The sequence below is a fragment of the Flavobacterium foetidum genome, assembly GCF_004634245.1.
Classification (GTDB): Bacteria; Bacteroidota; Bacteroidia; order Flavobacteriales; family Flavobacteriaceae; genus Flavobacterium; species Flavobacterium foetidum.
This window is the reverse complement of record NZ_SJTF01000014.1, coordinates 143,999-162,519: the sequence shown is the minus strand read 5'-3', so window position 1 is coordinate 162,519 and position 18,521 is coordinate 143,999. Positions and strand designations below refer to the sequence as shown.

The 18,521-nt window shown below is 33.7% G+C and carries 15 protein-coding genes; 8 read left to right on the top strand and 7 right to left on the bottom strand.

What is annotated here, in order from left to right:
• Positions 1-521 precede the first annotated feature (521 nt).
• The 3 genes from E0W73_RS17535 to rnr are packed head-to-tail and all read right to left on the bottom strand — an operon-like array spanning position 522 to position 4,089.
• Positions 522-1,199 (bottom strand): LysE family translocator, encoded by a 678-nt coding sequence (locus E0W73_RS17535; RefSeq protein WP_135223342.1) that lies wholly within the window; start codon positions 1,197-1,199, stop codon positions 522-524.
• 13 nt (positions 1,200-1,212) lie between these two features.
• Complete coding sequence (locus tag E0W73_RS17530) at positions 1,213-1,881, bottom strand: head GIN domain-containing protein (RefSeq protein WP_135223341.1); 669 nt, start codon at positions 1,879-1,881, stop codon at positions 1,213-1,215.
• A gap of 24 nt (positions 1,882-1,905) precedes the next feature.
• The gene (gene rnr, locus E0W73_RS17525) at positions 1,906-4,089 is read right to left on the bottom strand and encodes a ribonuclease R (protein WP_135223340.1); all 2,184 of its coding nucleotides are present in this window, start codon (positions 4,087-4,089) and stop codon (positions 1,906-1,908) included.
• Between the two features lie 108 nt (positions 4,090-4,197).
• On the opposite strand from rnr, the gene E0W73_RS17520 reads away from it, so the two are divergent.
• Both E0W73_RS17520 and rpiB read left to right on the top strand, forming a co-directional pair.
• On the top strand, positions 4,198-4,431 hold the full coding sequence (locus E0W73_RS17520) for a DUF2007 domain-containing protein (protein WP_135223339.1): 234 nt from the start codon (positions 4,198-4,200) through the stop codon (positions 4,429-4,431).
• Between the two features lie 791 nt (positions 4,432-5,222).
• Positions 5,223-5,654, top strand: a complete 432-nt coding sequence (rpiB, locus tag E0W73_RS17515; protein WP_135223338.1) for a ribose 5-phosphate isomerase B — start codon at positions 5,223-5,225, stop codon at positions 5,652-5,654.
• Between the two features lie 142 nt (positions 5,655-5,796).
• Here rpiB and E0W73_RS17510 read toward each other — a convergent pair whose 3' ends face one another.
• The gene (locus E0W73_RS17510; RefSeq protein ID WP_135223337.1) at positions 5,797-6,066 is read right to left on the bottom strand and encodes a DUF1294 domain-containing protein; all 270 of its coding nucleotides are present in this window, start codon (positions 6,064-6,066) and stop codon (positions 5,797-5,799) included.
• 115 nt (positions 6,067-6,181) lie between these two features.
• Here E0W73_RS17510 and E0W73_RS17505 point away from each other — a divergent pair, with 115 nt between their 5' ends.
• Entirely contained in the window at positions 6,182-8,305 is a 2,124-nt protein-coding gene (locus E0W73_RS17505) for a Tex family protein (RefSeq protein WP_135223336.1), read from the top strand.
• A 107-nt stretch (positions 8,306-8,412) separates the two neighbouring features.
• Here the strand turns inward: E0W73_RS17505 and E0W73_RS17500 are convergent, their stop codons facing one another.
• From E0W73_RS17500 to E0W73_RS17490, 3 genes are all read right to left on the bottom strand, one after another.
• The gene (locus tag E0W73_RS17500; RefSeq protein WP_135223335.1) at positions 8,413-10,971 is read right to left on the bottom strand and encodes a T9SS type A sorting domain-containing protein; all 2,559 of its coding nucleotides are present in this window, start codon (positions 10,969-10,971) and stop codon (positions 8,413-8,415) included.
• 115 nt (positions 10,972-11,086) lie between these two features.
• Positions 11,087-12,484, bottom strand: a complete 1,398-nt coding sequence (locus tag E0W73_RS17495) for a glycosyl hydrolase family 8 (RefSeq protein WP_135223334.1) — start codon at positions 12,482-12,484, stop codon at positions 11,087-11,089.
• Between the two features lie 213 nt (positions 12,485-12,697).
• The gene (locus E0W73_RS17490; RefSeq protein ID WP_135223333.1) at positions 12,698-12,874 is read right to left on the bottom strand and encodes a Sec-independent protein translocase subunit TatA/TatB; all 177 of its coding nucleotides are present in this window, start codon (positions 12,872-12,874) and stop codon (positions 12,698-12,700) included.
• A gap of 209 nt (positions 12,875-13,083) precedes the next feature.
• On the opposite strand from E0W73_RS17490, the gene E0W73_RS17485 reads away from it, so the two are divergent.
• The 5 genes from E0W73_RS17485 to E0W73_RS17465 all read left to right on the top strand — a co-directional run bounded on the left by E0W73_RS17485 (position 13,084) and on the right by E0W73_RS17465 (position 18,519).
• The gene (locus E0W73_RS17485) at positions 13,084-13,593 is read left to right on the top strand and encodes a peptidase (RefSeq protein ID WP_135223332.1); all 510 of its coding nucleotides are present in this window, start codon (positions 13,084-13,086) and stop codon (positions 13,591-13,593) included.
• 11 nt (positions 13,594-13,604) lie between these two features.
• Entirely contained in the window at positions 13,605-15,089 is a 1,485-nt protein-coding gene (locus E0W73_RS17480; RefSeq protein WP_135223331.1) for a GH3 auxin-responsive promoter family protein, read from the top strand.
• Between the two features lie 75 nt (positions 15,090-15,164).
• A complete protein-coding gene (locus tag E0W73_RS17475) occupies positions 15,165-15,773 on the top strand; it encodes a transposase (protein WP_135223330.1) in 609 nt (202 codons plus the stop codon).
• A gap of 76 nt (positions 15,774-15,849) precedes the next feature.
• The gene (locus tag E0W73_RS17470; RefSeq protein WP_135223329.1) at positions 15,850-17,538 is read left to right on the top strand and encodes a DUF6909 family protein; all 1,689 of its coding nucleotides are present in this window, start codon (positions 15,850-15,852) and stop codon (positions 17,536-17,538) included.
• Complete coding sequence (locus E0W73_RS17465) at positions 17,539-18,519, top strand: hypothetical protein (protein ID WP_135223328.1); 981 nt, start codon at positions 17,539-17,541, stop codon at positions 18,517-18,519. It begins immediately after the preceding gene.
• Positions 18,520-18,521 lie beyond the last annotated feature (2 nt).

Genomic DNA, 18,521 nt, shown 5'->3' with positions numbered 1-18,521 from the left:
ATTTTTAGTAAAAATTAATTAAAAATATATCGGTTCGAATCCAGACGATGCCTCTAAACCTCTAAAGCAATTTAGAGGTTTTTTTATGTTTAATTTTTAGTAAAAATTAATTAAAAATATATCGGTTCGAATCCAGACGATGCCTCTAAACCTCTAAAGCAATTTAGAGTTTTTTTAATGTTTAATTTTTAGTAAAAATTAATTAAAAATATATCGGTTCGAATCCAGACGATGTCTCTAAACCTCTAAAGCAATTTAGAGGTTTTTTATGCTTTTTTTGAACCATATAAGTCATATAAGAAAATATAACTTCGCGTTTAAAAATTGCACTCAATCTTGTCATTTCTCGTTCGAAAAAATCAAACATGGGATTCGACAAAGATTAGCGACATACTGTACGGAGTTTCTAGTGATTTCTCCTTGCGTCGAAATGACAACTAAACTGAAAATTTTCACCTACCAACACAAAAAAACCTCTGAAATTCAGAGGTTTGATCTTATATATTTGAGTTATCAACAACTTATTTTTCTATCTTCTCAAAAGCATTCCTAACCAATTCTTTTTCCTTTGGAAACCAGCCTTGTGTGATCAAAACTACGCCAAAAACCATCAGAACGATACTAATTCCCTTTTTGATTTTTAGGATATTAACAGGAGTCATTCGTGATTTTAACTGTTTGGCTAATAATATTTTAATGCAATCAATTAACAAATAAGTTATGATTACAGAAGTAAAAAATGTAAACATTCTTGAATTCTGCATTTCTAATTTAGGTCCGACAGAAATAATAACTGCTAGCCAGAAACCAAGAACTCCAATGTTGATGACATTGAGTAAAAAGCCTTTTATAAATAAGCTTCCGTAGTTTCTCTTAATGATATCACGATCAATTTCTTCATCATTTATTTTTTCTTCTTTTCTTAATCGCACAAAAGAAATAATTCCGTAAGCCAGCATGATTATACCTCCAAAAATAAATAATGCAGGTTTGTCTTTTAAGCTCTGAATAAGTCTGTAACTTCCTAAGTATGCGATTGCTATAAAGAAAACATCACCTAGAACTACTCCAAAATCAAAGACTATTGCAGCTCTGAATCCTTTCGTAATACTGGTCTCTAATAATATGAAAAATACCGGACCCACCATAAAACTTAAGAAAAGTCCCCATGGCAGTCCAGCCAGAATATCGTTTATCATTTAAAATTATTATTTATTTCACCTGTTCAATCTTACCGCCAAAAACCTTTTTCTCATTAATTTGTTTCGGTTTTCCGTAAATGTAAATAGAGCCTCCTGCGTTGACTTTTGCATCTACAAGGGTCGAAGCATTCACATCTGCTTTTCCGCCCGCAGAAACGCTTACTTTAGTCTGAGAAGTGGATAATTTACTTGCTAGAAGATATCCTCCTGCTCCTAAACCTGCATCTACATTGTCAGCTTTTCCAGTCAATGTAATTTCTCCTCCCGAAACAGAGCTCACGTTGAGTTTATCAACGTCCAAATCTACGTTAATTTTTCCGCCTTCTTGTGCACTAACTTTAAAAGAAGTCGCTTTTATAGTTTCTTTACTAGTAACTTCAGCGCCTTCATTAACATCTATCAGCTCAATATGTTTGTAATAAACAGTGATATCCAAATCGTTACCAGATAAAAGTTTAGGAAAAGGCATTCTTAATTTTAATAAACCTTTTTTATTAACAACTTCTACTTCGGCTTCTCTTGCTCCTTTTATTACAATCTTATTTTCAGAAGACTGAACCAGTTTTACACTTAGTTTATCGAATACCTTAACAGAATCAAAATCTCCTAAATCTTTTGTAACCTGTCCAATAGACAATTGTGCCAGCAACAAGGCTGCAACTATAATTAATTTTTTCATGTTTTTCTTTTTTAAATTTAACAATTATTCAGCTCTTCGTAAAAAATGAAAATCTAATTGCTTTTTAACTAAATCGGCATTTTTTACTTTAACGTAAATTTCATCTCCTAATTGTAAAATACTTCCTGATGTCGCACCAACCAAGGCATACTGCTTTTCATCGAAAGTATAATAATCTTCTTTTATTTCTCTGATTCTCACCATTCCTTCACATTTGTTAGAAACGATTTCGACATAAATTCCCCATTCGGTAACACCAGAAATAACGCCGAGAAACTCTTCATCTTGATGATCTTGCATGTATTTAACCTGCATGTACTTGATGCTGTCTCGCTCAGCATTTGTAGCTAAGTTTTCCATACTCGAACAATGCAGACATTTGGTTTCGTAAGCCTCTTCGTCTACAGAAGCGCCTCCATCGAGATAATATTGCAGCAAACGGTGGACCATAACGTCTGGATATCTACGAATTGGCGAAGTAAAATGGCTGTAATAATCAAAAGCCAAACCGTAATGTCCAATATTATCGGTTGAGTATTTGGCTTTACTCATACTTCTAATGGCCAAAGTATCAATAAGATTCTGCTCTTTTTTACCATTTACTTCTTCCATGAGTGAGTTCAATGATTTAGCGATATCACCTTTGCTTCTAAAATCTAATTTGTAGCCAAACTTAGAAATTACAGTCTGCATGGCGATTAATTTATCTTCATTCGGCTCATCATGAATACGATACACAAAGGTTTTCTTTTGTTTTCCGATGTACTCAGCCACCTTTCTGTTGGCTAAAAGCATAAATTCTTCGATAAGATGATTGGCATCTTTTGAAACTTTAAAATACACTCCTTCGGGTTCACCTTCGGTGTTGAGATTAAATTTAACTTCGACTTTATCAAAAGAAATAGCGCCTTGCTGCATTCTTTTCTTTCTCAGAATCTTAGCCAGTTCATCTAGTTTTAAAGTAGCTTCAACAATTTCATCTGCAACAACATACGATGATCCGGTAATAGAAATAGCATCCGGAATCGTATTATTTCCTTTTGTTTCAATGATATGCTGCGCTTCTTCGTAAGCAAAACGCTGATCAGAATAGATTACAGTTCTTCCAAACCACTGATTCATAACCTGAGCTGTCGGAGAAACTTCAAATACAGCAGAGAATGTATATTTCTCCTCGTTCGGACGAAGCGAACAAGCAAAATTCGACAACACTTCAGGAAGCATCGGCACTACTCTATCTACCAAATAAACCGAAGTCCCTCTTTGATATGCTTCATCGTCCAGAATAGTTCCTTCTTCAAGATAATACGAAACATCCGCAATATGAATTCCGATTTCGAAGTTGCCGTTTTCTAACTTTTTGAAAGACAAAGCATCATCAAAATCTTTTGCATCTTTTGGATCTATCGTAAACGTAAGTGTATCGCGCATATCACGACGTTTTGCAATCTCAGATTCCTGAATCGTAGTATCCAGCTTTTGGGCATACACCTCTACTTCTACCGGAAAATCTGCAGGCAAGCCATATTCGGCTAAGATAGCATGAATCTCTGTGTTGTGCTCTCCAGGTTTTCCGAGTACTCGAATTACAGATCCAAACGGGCTGTCGGCTCTTTTTGGCCAGTCTTCGATAGCAACCAATACGACATCTCCATTTTCTGCTTCTCCGATTTTATCTTTCGGAATAAAAATATCTGTGTACATTTTCGGATTGGCAGTAGAAACAAAAGCAAAATTTGCCTGAATATCTATTACTCCAACAAACTCTGTTTTATCTCTTTCTAGAACTTCAATTACTTCTCCTTCAGGTCTTTTTCCTTTTCTTCGGTTATAAACGTAAACTTTTACTTTATCCTTATCCAAGGCACGATTCAGATTATTGGTCGGAATAAAAACGTCTTCTTCAAATTCATCACAAATAAAATATGCCGTTTTTCTGCTCGTCATATCTATCGTTCCTTCGTAATAATCCTGGCTAACAGCTTTAATTAAGTATTTGCCAGGCTCTGTCTCAATGATTTTTTTCTGAGAAGCCAAGATTTTCAAATCTTTTATAATCTGGTTTCTGCTTTTTGTATCATCAAGTTCTAACTTAGCTGCTATCTGTTTGTAATTAAATGTTTTATTAGCACTTTGCGATAAAATTTTTAGTATTTTTCCTGAAAAATCTTTATCATTTTTTATCGGCTTTCTAATTTTCTTACCCATATATCTTTTCTTATAAAGTTTAAAATTACAAATAAGATATCAGATAATAGATTGCGAGAAATAGATTTATTCAAAATATTACTTCTTATCTTTACTAAAAGACCAAAAATGGAAAGCTTTAAAACAATCGCTATATTCAATTATCCACACGAAACTGTCGTTCTGCGCCACTTACTAGAACAGGAAGAAATTCCGCATTTTTTCGAAAACGAAATCACGCTTTCGGTTGTTCCACTCTACACAACAGCACTCGGCGGAATCAAACTCAAGGTTCATCCCAACGATTTCGAACAAGTTCAGGAAATTCTGGACAATCTCAACAGTCCGCTCAAAATAGTCTGAAGCAAAATCAAATCCAGAATAAATTCAAACTCAAAAATTTTTTTTTCAATTTCAACTTTTTTAGTTTTCAACATATATTAAATACAACAAAAAAGAATTTTTAAAATTTAAAAAAATTTGATGGTTATTATAGTGTGTTAATATGTCGAATAATTTTTTTTTTTGAGTCATTGAAATCTCGTTTTACTTATTTATTCTGAGTTATTAACATAGTTATTTTTGGTTAAATAATTAATTTATAAGACTTTTTGTATTTTAATTAACAACGGTTGACAACCAAATTTGAATTGATTTTGTAGATAAGTTGATATGTTGATTTCTGTTGAAAATGCTATTTTCGATATTGATAACTTTTCCAAAAATTCCCGAAACTTTTCTTGCATTTTTCATTTCGGTTTTGGATTAAGTATTTTTCGGAAATAACCAAAAAAAACTTCTAATTTTCTTTTCGAACTTATTAACATTTTCTGTTAATTTAAAGTTAACTGAATATCAAGCAATTACAAACTCGTGTTAACACCGCAAAATTTTAAGAAATATTTTGTTTTTTATGTATTGATTTTGAGATACTTATGAAGTTATTAAAAATGTTGATAACTGTGTAAGATTTTGAATGTAAGATAGTTGTGATTCTTATTTTTCTGGCACTAATTTCCCGAATGCAAGCAAATCTGTATTGGAATGTTTATATAGTATTTAAAAAGAAAAAAATTAGTGAAAATTAGCGCAATTCGTAGCAACCATTTATTAATTGATTAATTTTGCACAGCACAACTTAATAGTAAAGAAAAATGAAAATTTCGATAGGAAACGACCACGCTGGTCCTGAATATAAAAAAGCAATTGTTGAAATGCTTAAGGCAAAAGGTTATGAAGTAACGAATTATGGTACCGATACAGATGCTTCTGTTGATTATCCTGATTTTGGGCATCCGGTTGCCACTGATGTATCTGAAGGAAAAGCTGATTTTGGAATCGTAATCTGCGGAAGCGGTAACGGAATTGCAATGACTGTTAATAAACACCCTAAAGTGAGAGCTGGCTTGTGCTGGACAAAAGAAATCGCTTATTTAACGCGTTTACACAACGATGCTAATATCGTGAGTATTCCGGCGCGCTTCACTTCTATTCCGCAAGCTGTAGAAATTGTTGAAACATTCTTAAATACTGCTTTTGAAGGCGGAAGACACCAAAATAGAGTGAATAAAATTGCTTGTTCGTAAAAAGTCAAAAAAATCGGGTGCTTCGCACCAATAGCATAAAAACACACCGGGCGGATTTTTATATTTGTCCGGTTTTTATTTTTAAGTAATTAAAAATCAATTATTTAATTTCCAAAAATAGAGTTATTAACAATGTTGATATCTAGATATTGTTAGTCCATTTCAAATAGATCAATACTCCTTGAACTAAAATAATATAAAGGAACTTCATAATAAATGTAGTTTTACTCGTTTTATGTCTAAAGAAAAACATACCTGTCAATAACCCAATAGTACCACCAATAAAAGCGAGAATAAATAATACACTTTCGGGAATTCTTCTGTTGTGCCTACGGGCTTGAAATTTATCGTAACCCACAAGAAGAAATGTTAGGCTATTTACAAATAAAAAATAGAGTAATAAAACTTTCATGGGCTAGGAATTAAAAACAAAGATATTATTTTAGCAAAATTATTGATTTATGCACTTCAATTTTTAACAAGTAAAATATATCATTTTAAATTTAAGAATTTATTTCATTAAACGTATGACTAATATTCAATTCATTGCCAAATCTGTTCAGGCACCTGCTGTAAGCATTCAAAACACAGTTAAATTATTAGAAGAAGACTGTACAATTCCGTTTATTTCGCGATATCGAAAAGATGCTACAGGAAATTTGGATGAAACTGTAATTGAGCAGATTGCAAAATTGCAGAAAGAATACGATACGCTTATAAAACGTAAAGAAGCCGTTCTAAAATCTATTGAAGAGCAAAAGGCACTTACGCCAGAATTGAAGAAAAAAATCGAAGACAGTTTTGATTTGCAAGAGATTGAAGATTTTTACCTTCCATACAAAAAGAAGAAAAAAACAAAAGCCGATGTGGCGCGCGAATTTGGTTTAGAACCATTAGCAAAATTAATTATATCGGAAAGTGATGCTGATATCGATTTTATCTCGACGCAGTACATTAATGAAAATGTTATCAACGAAGAAGCCGCAATCCAAGGCGCAAGAGATATTGTAGCCGAATGGATTAACGAAAATATTTATGTTCGTAAACAACTTCGTAGATTGTTTCAGCGTAAAGCGACTATTGCTACAAAAGTTGTTAAAAAGAAAGCGGAAGAAGAAGGAGCGCAGAAATTCAATCAGTATTTTGATTGGGAAGAACCATTGACAAAAGCGCCGGCACACCGTTTATTAGCGATGCTTCGTGCAGAAAATGAAGGTTTTATCAAAATGAAAATCGATGTTGATATCGACGACGCTTACGATGTAATTGACGAAATTATCATTAAAAAACAAAACAATACTACAGCTCATTTGCAATTAGCAATTGAAGACAGTTATAAACGTTTGTTGAATCCAGCAATTGGAAATGAAACCTTGCAGGAAGCAAAAGCAAAAGCAGATGCTAATTCCATTCAGGTTTTTGCTAACAATTTAGGACAATTATTATTGGCTCCGCCGTTGGGAGAAAAACGAATTTTAGCAATCGATCCAGGATTCAGAAGTGGTTGTAAAGTAGTTTGTCTGGACGAAAAAGGCGATTTATTATACAACGAAACCATTTATCCGCACGCACCTCAAAATGAGGAAACAATGGCAATCAAGAAAATCCGTTCGATGGTAAATGCGTATCAAATTGATGCTATTTCTATCGGAAACGGAACGGCTTCAAGAGAAACAGAATTTTTCATTAAAAAAATTGCTTTCGATAAACCAATTCAAGTTTTTGTAGTTTCAGAAGCTGGAGCTTCGGTTTATTCAGCTTCGAAAATTGCGCGTGAAGAGTTTCCAAATTACGATGTAACGGTGCGTGGTTCGGTTTCTATTGGGCGACGACTTTCAGATCCTTTGGCCGAACTGGTTAAAATTGACCCGAAAGCTATTGGAGTAGGTCAGTATCAGCACGATGTGGATCAAACTAAGCTAAAAGAAGAGTTAGATAATACGGTAATTCGTTGCGTAAACTCAGTTGGAATAAATATCAACACAGCGAGTAAACATTTGCTGAGTTATGTGAGTGGAATAGGAGAGAAGCTGGCCGAAAACATTGTACAATACCGTTCTGAAAACGGACCTTTTGAAGATAGAAAACAGCTGAAAAAAGTGCCTCGTTTGGGCGATAAAGCCTATCAGCAAGGAGCAGCATTTATTAGAATTACTAATGCTAAGAATCCGCTGGATAATTCGGCGGTGCATCCGGAAGCTTATCCGGTTGTGGAAAAGATGGCGAAAGATTTGAATATTTCTTTGAATGAATTAATTGCAAATAAAGAAAAAACAGCGCTTATTAAGCCCGAAAAGTATGTTACACCTGAAATTGGTTTATTGACACTAAAAGATATCATAAAAGAGCTAGAAAAGCCTGGATTGGACCCAAGAAAGTCAGCTAAGGTTTTTGAGTTTGATGCGAATGTAAAATCAATCAAAGATTTGAAAACCGGAATGATATTACCTGGAATTGTGAATAACATCACCAACTTTGGCTGTTTTGTTGACATCGGAATCAAAGAAAGCGGATTAGTTCATATTTCTCAGTTAAAATCGGGCTATGTAAGCGATGTAAACGAAGTCGTTAAATTGCATCAGCATGTGGATGTGAAAGTGACTGAAGTTGATGAGGATCGAAAGAGAATTCAGCTTACTATGATTTTGTAGAAATTCCAATTTTTAAAATTCCAAATTCCAAGATTATTGGAATCATTAAATAAAAAATGCCCAAATTACAATTGTAGTTTGGGCATTTTTATGATATAATTCTAAAATTATATTTTTATAAATTTTTGAGAAGTTTCTCCGCTTTCTGCTTTTATTTTAATTAAATATAAGCCTGATGTAAAAGAACTTACGTCTATTGAAGTATTTACATTTTCTTTAGTGTAGATCAATCTTCCTAACAAGTCATAAATTTTTATGGAATAATTTGAATCTTGTAATGAGTTGATGTTTAATGTATTTTTTACAGGATTAGGCCATACAGAAAATGATTTGTTTTCTTTAATGAAATCTTCGTTTGATAAGACCACTTCAGTTCCTTTTATTCGGATTAGAAAAGCAGCAGCAATATCGGTTTTAAAACTAGAAAACGCCCCTCCTAAAACAATTTTTCCATCTTTTTGTAAGGCGATAGAATTTAATCCCACTTTATCATTTTCTGAGATATAATTATAAACAAGACTGAAACTACTTCCAGTAAATGTGGTGTCAATACTTCCATCAGGATTTAATCGCGCTATTCTATTAGCTGCGTAGTTATTATAAAGTGAAAACTGACCAGCAACTATTATTTTTCCATCTGTTTGTAGAGCTATAGAATTAACATAATAGCTAAAACCAGTATTACTTTTAAAAGTAGTGTCTATACTTCCATCAGAATTTAATCTTAAAATATAATTGTTGGTTTTGCCTTGATAGAATTCAAATCTTCCACCGATAATTATTTTGCCATCAGACTGAACTACAATTGACAATACATCTCCTAATGAATATTGACTGCCAAATCCTGTTCCGATATTAAAGGTATTATCTTTACTCCCATCAGCATTTAAACGGATTAAATAGTTTTGACTAGTTCCTTGGTAGTTTTTAAATTTTCCTCCGACGATTATTTTTCCGTCTGTCTGTAAGCATAGAGATAAAATTTCAGCATCAAAGCCAGTTCCTATATTAAATGAAACATCTTTAGTTCCATCTGAGTTTAAACGAATCAAACGATTTTGACTGACATTTTGATAAAAATTAAAAAGTCCTCCAACGAGAATTTTCCCATCAGGCTGAATTGCAGTACAGTTTACTGTACTATTGAATCCGGTTGTTCCTGTACTAAATGAGCTGTCCTTGCTTCCATCTGCATTTAAACGAATTAGGGCATAATTATTTTCATTTTTATATTTGGTAAAAGCACCTCCTACAATTACTTTTCCGTCTGTTTGTTGATTTATGGTATTTACAAACCCATTAAATCCATTCTCGATATTGAAAGAAGAATCTTTACTTCCATCAGAATTATAGCGAATTATATAATTTTGAGAAGCTTCATTATGTGTGGTAAACTTTCCGCCAGCTAAAATTTTATTATCAGATTGTATAGCAATTGTATTAACAAGATTACTTAATCCGTTGCCTTTACTAAATGAGGAATCTCTACTTCCATCAACATTTAAGCTTATAAGATAATCGTTTCTAACTCCTTGAAAAGTGTTAAAGTCACCACCCATAATAAGTTTTCCGTTACTTTGCAAAGTTATCGTATAGACTGAGTAACCATTTGCAATTCCAAAACCATCCTCAGTTTTAAAAGAATCGTCAACACTTCCATCGATATTTAGACGAATTACGTGATTCTCGTTTGGTTTGTTGTAATTAACAAAGTTTCCTCCAGCCACTATTTTTCCATCTGGTTGAAGACAAAGAGCTTCAACATTATAGTTTAGCGCAAATTTCAAATTAAAAGGGTTATCTGTACTTCCATCAGAATTTAAAGAGATTAAGCCTGTTTCTGTTTGCGTTCCGGATCGATAAAACCATCCTCCAGCAATTATTTTTCCATTGGGCAAAATAAGTAATTTTCGAACTGCGCTGTTAAATAATGTATAAGTATTGAGAGAGGAATCTCTTGTTCCATCAGCATTTAATCGAATTAAATTGTAGTTATAGGTATCTTGAAATTTAGAAAAACTACCTCCAGCTACTATTTTACCATCACTTTGCATTGCTAAGCAATAGACAATATCATTAAACCCGGTACCGATATCAAATGTTGTATCTTTCGTTCCATCAGGATTTAATCGAATCAAATAGTTTTGGGTATTGCCCTGATAGGACTTAAAACCACCTCCAACAAGTATTTTACCATCAGGTTGTATCAATATAGTATGCACTGTTCCACCACGATCGTAATTCTTAGCTTTAACAAAACCAGTACCGATATTAAATGTATTATCTTTACTTCCATCTGGATTTAGACGAATAAGATAATTTTGATCATTATCTTGAAATTTAGTAAAATTTCCGCCCACAAGAATTTTTCCATCAGTTTGAACAGCTATTGTATAAACACTTGAATTTAGTCCTTTTCCTGGGTTAAAGGATTTATCTCTACTACCATCAGGATTAAGGCGTATCAAATAATTAGCAGTTAATCCTTGATAAGCAATTAAATGACCACCTACAAGAATTTTCCCATCAGATTGTACTGCTGAGGTAAGTACAGGGTTATTGAAGCCAGGGACAGCGCCAAAATTAGTTTCAATGTCTGCAGGATTTTGAGCAAATAGTAAAAAGGTTTTTAAAAAGAAAAGTAAAAAGAGTAAAGTTTTTTTCATAGAATAATTTTTAATCAAATATATAATAATTTTCTTCCAAGATGTTTTTTAAGAAAACAGAATAAAAAAACTCCCAAATTAAGATCCTATAATTTGGGAGTTTCTATGTTTAAGATTATTTCAAAATTACTTTTTTGGTAATGCTTTTAAATTCGTCGTTGGATATTTTTACAAAATAAACGCCTGATGCTTGATTGGCCAGATTTATTTCTGTTGTTTCGGAATTTGTTTTTTGTTGATGAATAACACTTCCGGAAGGAGAAATTACTGAAATAGTTGATTGCTGAGGCGCACTAATTGTGATTCGATCAGCGCTCGGATTTGGGAAAAGCGTAACTGTAGATTTTTCAATATCAAAATTATCATTAGACAAAGTGGCATTTAATGGCAAATAGAAATTACCTGTTAACAAAAAAGTATACAAGGTTTTTAGGGTGTGGTTAAAATAGCTGTTTGGTTCGTTTAGATTTTTAAGATCAGCATAAGAAGCATCAAGATGTGCTTGATTTTCGCCTCCCATCGCAGCACAGGCAAACGCACCCACAAATGTAGCATTGTGCCATTGGCCGGTTGCAGAACCATTTTGACTGTAACCGTCTTTAATATTGGCAGAACCGCCCAGATTTACACGTACAAAGTCAGATGATTTTTTTGAATATGTTTTTGCTTCGGCTGTACCGTACCAAAGATAATCTACAGCGATTCTCCAAGGTGTTCTGGCAGCATCATACTGATAATTTCTACCACCATTTGCATATTGTCCAGCTTGAGAAGAATACGCTCCAGAAGCTTCGCACCAGTCAGAAACCAAACCCCCGGCAGCATTGTTTACTGTTAAATTGTTGTTGATAACGGTGTAAGCTTTTGCCGCAACCTGATTCCAAAATACGCTGTCGTTGGTATAAGCGCCAAAAGCTCTGTAATACGCTGGCGAAAAGTAAGAAGGATTCGTAATTGAGCTTCCGCCGAATTGATCTCCGGGTTTTAAAACATAGGTATTTGCTTCAACCTCATGATTTTTAATCGCTGCAATCAGTGTTTTAGCATCATTTTTATAATTAATAGTTCCGGCGCTAGCCCACTGGTAATCGGCAACAATGAGCGCTAGAGCGGCATCAAGTTCGGCGTCGGTTGCACCATTTTGGCCAGCAGTTCCAGAACAACCGTTTATTTTCCAGTTCATTACACCATTGCCGTTTACATTGTCTTTATAATAAAGCCAGAGACCATCAAAAAGCGTTTTGTCGCCTTTATAAGCAGAAAGCAACATTCCGTAAGCAATTCCTTCAGAGACAGTTTGGGCAGAATTATCAAATTTTACTCTGAATCGTCCGTTAGAGCAGGTTTCGACAAAATTCATTTTCCAAGTATCGTAACTTGTTTGGGCATCTTGACTGTTTCTGGCCGATGCCATAAGGCCGTTTCCGTAGATTTTATTGGCAGGAAACGGTTGTGTCTGCGCTGGACTTTCTGCAACACACAGAAAAGCCATAGCGAAAAGCAGGTTTTTCATATTTTTTAAAATTTAGGGTGCCTAAAAGTAAGATTATTTTCCTTAAATAAAAATCCGAATTGCAATTTACATTTCGGAATTGAAGAATAATTTTTAAGATTGCAATCTTATATGAATAAATTTCACTGCTTTAAATCAATATTTTGCATAAAAAAAATCCCGAATTACAAGACAATTAATCTGTAATCCGGGATTTTGATAAGTTGAAGGCTACTATTTTGTTTCTTCTTCTTGTTTTTTAGCAGCAGGTTGATCGTCTTTAGCAGCATTCTTAAATTCTTTAATACCGCTTCCTAAACCTTTCATAAGTTCTGGAATTTTTTTACCTCCAAAAAGTAAAATTACAATAGCTACTATAACAAGGATTTCTGTAAGACCTAATCTTCCCATGGTTGTATATTTTGTGCCGAAGCAAATTGTTTTTCTGTATTATTTTGCAAAGGTATATAGAAATAAACGAACTAAATGTATTTTTGGTTCAAAATATTTGTTTTTTACAGCGTTAAATATTTTATAAAATTAAAAAATTTCGTATATTCATAAAATTCTCACGCCTGCTTCGATCCGATTAATTATTATATTTGCTCGTATACTATGTTATGAAGAAGAAGAAAAAAAAGGGCACTTTCAGAAAAAAATTATTTACAAAAAACCGACTGGTAATTTTGAATGAAAACACATTTGAAGAGATTTTTTCGTTCAAACTCAATTTAATGAATGTCTTTGTGACCTTTACTCTCGGAGGAATTTTTCTGATTTCTGTTACCACTTTTATAATTGCTTTTACTCCTTTGCGTGAATTTATTCCGGGATATTCTTCGACCGAATTAAAAAGAAATGCGACAAAATTAGCCATAAAATCAGATTCGCTGGAAACAGCTTTGAGACAAAACGAAGCTTACATAAAAGGAATCCAGAAAGTTTTGAAGGGTGAACTGGATTATGCAAAATTTAATAAAGATTCTATTCTAGCAGAAAATACAGAAGTGCCCGCAGGTCTTGACATGAAAACGAGCGATGCCGAAATTAAGCTTCGTGACGAAGTAGCCAAAACCGAGAAGGAAATAAACGAAAATTCCAAAAACAAAAAGAAGACCGACCAAAAATAATACCATAAAGAATGTCAATTAAATCTGTAGCGGCCAAAATATTTGCCGGCAATATATATCGTCAGACTCAAAACTGGGCAAAAAAACCGGTAGAGACGCAGCAAAAAGTTTTTAATAATTTGATTAAAAATGCAAAGCAGACAGAGTTTGGCAAAAATCATCATTTTGAGAACATACAAAGAATTGAAGATTTTCAAAAACAGGTTCCCGTTCGAGATTACGAAGACCTGAAACCTTATATAGAAAAAGTCGTAAAAGGAGAGCAGGATATACTCTGGAAAGGAAAGCCAATTTATTTTGCAAAAACATCGGGCACGACTTCGGGAGCAAAATACATTCCGCTGACCAAAGACTCTATGCCCGCACACATAGAAGCTGCGAGAAATGCGATTCTACATTATATTCATGAAACAGGTAACAGCAAATTTGTTGACGGAAAAATGATTTTCCTACAAGGAAGTCCTATTCTAACTGAAAAGTACGGAATTAAATTCGGCAGACTGTCTGGAATTGTAGCACATTTTGTTCCGAAATATCTACAAAGAAACAGAATGCCTTCATGGGAAACGAATTGTATTGACGACTGGGAAACCAAAGTAGACGCTATTGTAGACGAAACCATTGTAGAAGATATGTCTGTTATTTCTGGAATTCCGTCTTGGGTGCAGATGTATTTTGAACGTTTGGAACAAAAAAGCGGCGGAAAAAAGATTGGAGAAATATTCAAGAACTTTAATCTGTTTATTTATGGAGGTGTAAATTACGAACCTTATCGCGCTAAATTTGAAAATATGATCGGAAGAAAAGTAGACAGTATTGAGCTGTTTCCTGCTTCTGAAGGTTTTTTTGCTTATCAGGATTCACAGAAAGAAAAGGGAATGCTTTTGCTTTTGAATTCTGGAATTTTCTACGAGTTCATCAAAGCAGATGAGTTTTTTACAGAAAACCCAAAAGCGCTTACCATTGGAGAAGTGGAGATTGGCGTAAACTATGTTCTGATTATTTCGACAAATGCTGGGCTATGGCGTTATAATATCGGCGATACGATTCAGTTTACTTCTTTATCTCCGTATCGCGTCATCGTTTCGGGCCGCATTAAACATTACATTTCTGCATTTGGCGAACATGTAATTGCCAACGAGGTCGAAAATGCTATGAAAGAAGCTACAGCAGGAACCAATATCGTAATCAATGAGTTTACAGTTGCACCACAAATTACGCCTTCTAGCGGACTTCCGTATCACGAATGGTTTGTAGAATTCGAAAACGAACCAGAAAATACCGAAGCTTTCGCGGAAGCGTTGGACAATTCGATGAGAAAACAAAATATTTACTATGATGATTTAATTACCGGAAATGTTTTAAGAAAAGTGGTTGTCACGAAAGTATCTAAAAACGGTTTTCAGGAATATATGAAATCACAGGGAAAATTGGGCGGACAGAATAAGATTCCGAGATTGTCGAATGATAGAAAGATTGCGGATAGTTTGAAGTAGCACATTCAGACAATATTTTCTAAATTAATAAGTTATTTACTACATTAAATAAAAAAAGAAGTAAATAAAAAATTAATGAATCAAGGAAAATTTCAAAATAAATACCGTGTTTCTTCAATAAGAGCTCAATGGTGGGATTATGGTTGGAACGGAGCCTATTTTATAACAATTTGTACACAAGACAGAAAACATTATTTTGGAGAAATTCAAAATAATAAAATGGTTTTGTCGGAGGTTGGTATTATTGCTGATATATTGTGGTATCAAATTCCGTCACACCATAAAAACGTTGAATTGGGTGATTTTGTGGTCATGCCAAATCATATTCACGGAATTTTGATTATCGATAAACAATTGGATAACGCAAATGACGTGGGCATGGATTTCGTACAGACAGGGCATGCCCTGTCTCAACAATCGACGGAAATATCATCGGAATCGAATCCAGGTTCACAACGTTTTCAAAACATTGGAAAAAATACCATTTCGTCAATTGTTGGATCCTATAAATCTGCGGTAACCAAACATGCCAACAGATTAGGGTATCCACATCAATGGCAGAAATTATTTTATGATAATATCATTAGAAACAATAATGATTATCAAAGAATTTCTGATTACATTGTTTCAAATCCTGAAAATTGGTCAAAGGATAAATTTAAGACAGAAGATAAATCAAAATGATTTTTTAAAAAATAACATCGTAGATACAAGGCATGCCTTGTATTTGCTTACATTTGAGTTTATAAAATAAAATAGAATGAAAGAAACCAAACATATATCAAGATCAAGAGCACAGGAATCGTCTGCGGCTATCGAAAAAATGTACATTACAATGCGTCATTTATTCAACCGTGGATTTTATAAACCAATGGGAGTTTCTGGTGACAGCCTGCGTGAATCATTATTAGCATTAAGACCAGAAATTTATGGAAATATTGCCGAAGAAAAGGTAGAACTAAACGGACTTTTGTACGTTATAGAACGTCTTCCGATCGGAATCGAGCAATGCCGTTTTATTAATCTGACTTCTGACGAGGGTTATTCTAAATCTCATTTTCAGCCGATTGTTCCTCCCAAAAGAAGAAGAAACTGCTATAGGATCGATGAAGAGCAGATGAACGTAGAAATCACTCGCGGCCGTTCTGACATTTACGATATCCTGACACATTTGACTTTTATTTTTATAGAATCGCATAAAATAAAAAACAGGGTTTTATTAGACGACGGTGGAGAAGTTTCTAGAGACTGGCAGAAATTGGAACAAGCAATCATGCAACCAAAAAAACTTTCGCAGATTGAGAAAGAAAAGGCCATTTCGCATGTTGCTAATATTTTGGCACGAACTTTTGAAGAAGTTTTGGACATCTATGATGCTTTTGGATCTGAAAATGCTCCCGATCGTTTCCTGCACGTTATTTACTGGCTCGGAAAATTAGCGATAGAAGAAGTTATCGAAAATAATAAACGCACAATTACCTTTAGTCCGGTCTTGAGAGAGAGATTAGGACATCATATTCATGGTGAAATCTGGGCAACCAACATCAAGGAAGTTTTAAAGGAAAATAATCTTTTAAAGAGACCAATTCACGTTATTAGTGCGAATATGCACAGTGTGATGAATTCGATTTTTGCAACGCCGTTGTTAAAAACAAAATTCAAAGACAAATCAGATTTCTTTATTTATGAAGAATTAAGCAAATCTAGCGCCAAAGAAACCAGAAGTATAGTAGAAGAACTGGCTATGAAAAACGGAATGATTTCGTTGCCAGATTGTTCGGGAACTAATATTGATGTTCAGATTTTTGATACAGCCAAAATTAACTGGTCAAAAACGGCATTTCCGTATGCCAATATCGATGAAGAAAAACCTGTGATCATTGTTATGGATTATGCTTTTGGAGAACAAGCATACGAAACCATCGACGAGCTTTTGAAACCTTATAAAAAAGAAACTTTGCTCAATGTAAAATCAGTTTCGATTATGGGGAAGGCCGGAATCCTAGAAGGTGGAAAAGGAGACATCATGATTCCGTCGGCACATATAAACGAAGGAACTGCGGATAATTATTTCTTCGAAAACGAATTAACAGGTGCCATGTTTGAAGGAAATGATATTGCTGTTTTTGAAGGCGCTATGGTAACAGTGTTAGGGACTTCGCTGCAAAACAGAGATTTACTGAAATTTTTCCACGAATCGACTTGGGGCGTAATTGGTCTAGAAATGGAAGGATCTTATTACCAAAAAGCAATCCAGTCGGCATCTAAAATTAGAAAAAGCGTACCGCATGATATCAAAGTTCGTTATGCCTATTATGCCTCTGATAATCCTCTTGAAACCGGAAGCACACTAGCTTCGGGCGGATTAGGAACCACCGGTGTAAAACCGACTTATTTGATTACGATTAAAATTCTGGAGCAGATTTTCAATATAAAAGCAGCTGTATAAATGAATGCAAAAACGCCTCAAAATATAGAAGACCAAGAAGTTGATTTGACTTTGATTTCAAAAAAGATTGGTGACTTTTTTGGGAGAATTAATGCGTCTATCTTTAATGGTATCCAGTTTTTTATTAAAAATTGGATTGTTGTTACAGCATTGATTGTTGTTGGTTTTGGACTTGGTATGTTTTTAGATAAAACGCAAAAAACATACGATAATCAAATTATTGTAACGCCAAATTTTGGAAGTGTCGATTATTTGTATTCTAAAATTGATTTTATTCAGTCAAAGATTATAACTGGTGATCAATCTTTTTTCAAAAAAATTGGACTATCTGAAAATACTGAAATTTCAAATATTACAATAGAACCAATAGTTGATGTTTTTAAATTTGTTAACAATAATGAACAAAATCTAGAGGTCTTAAAACTGATGACTTCCAGTGGAGATTTTAAGTCTTTTATTAAAGAAAGTACAACAAGTAAAAATTATCCTTTTTATATAATAACTTTTACAGCAAAAAATCCTTCCTTGGACGAAAATACAGCAAATTTGTTATTAAAATACTTAAATTCAAGTATTCATTATACTAAGGTTCAAAAGATATCTTTAGAAAATATTAGGAGAAAAATAAAAGCAAATGAAGAAATCCTTTTGCAGATTGACAATATCTTAAATAAGTTTTCGGTTTCAGATTCTTATGGAACAGTAAAAAATGACAAATTGGTTTATTATAATGAAAATGTTCAGCTAAATGACATTCTTAAAACCAAGGAAAACCTGATTAGAGAAAACGGTTCCTTAAAAATAGAACAGATTACGTCTGATAAGATTATAAAAGAAAGTTCTGTTGTCACCAATATCGAAAACACTAAAAAGCTAAAAGGAAAAATGAAATATATACTTCCAATTTTATTGCTATTTTCTTTTATTTTCTTGGTGTTTTTAAAAAGGTTTTATAACAAGCAAAAAGCACTACAGTCTTAAAA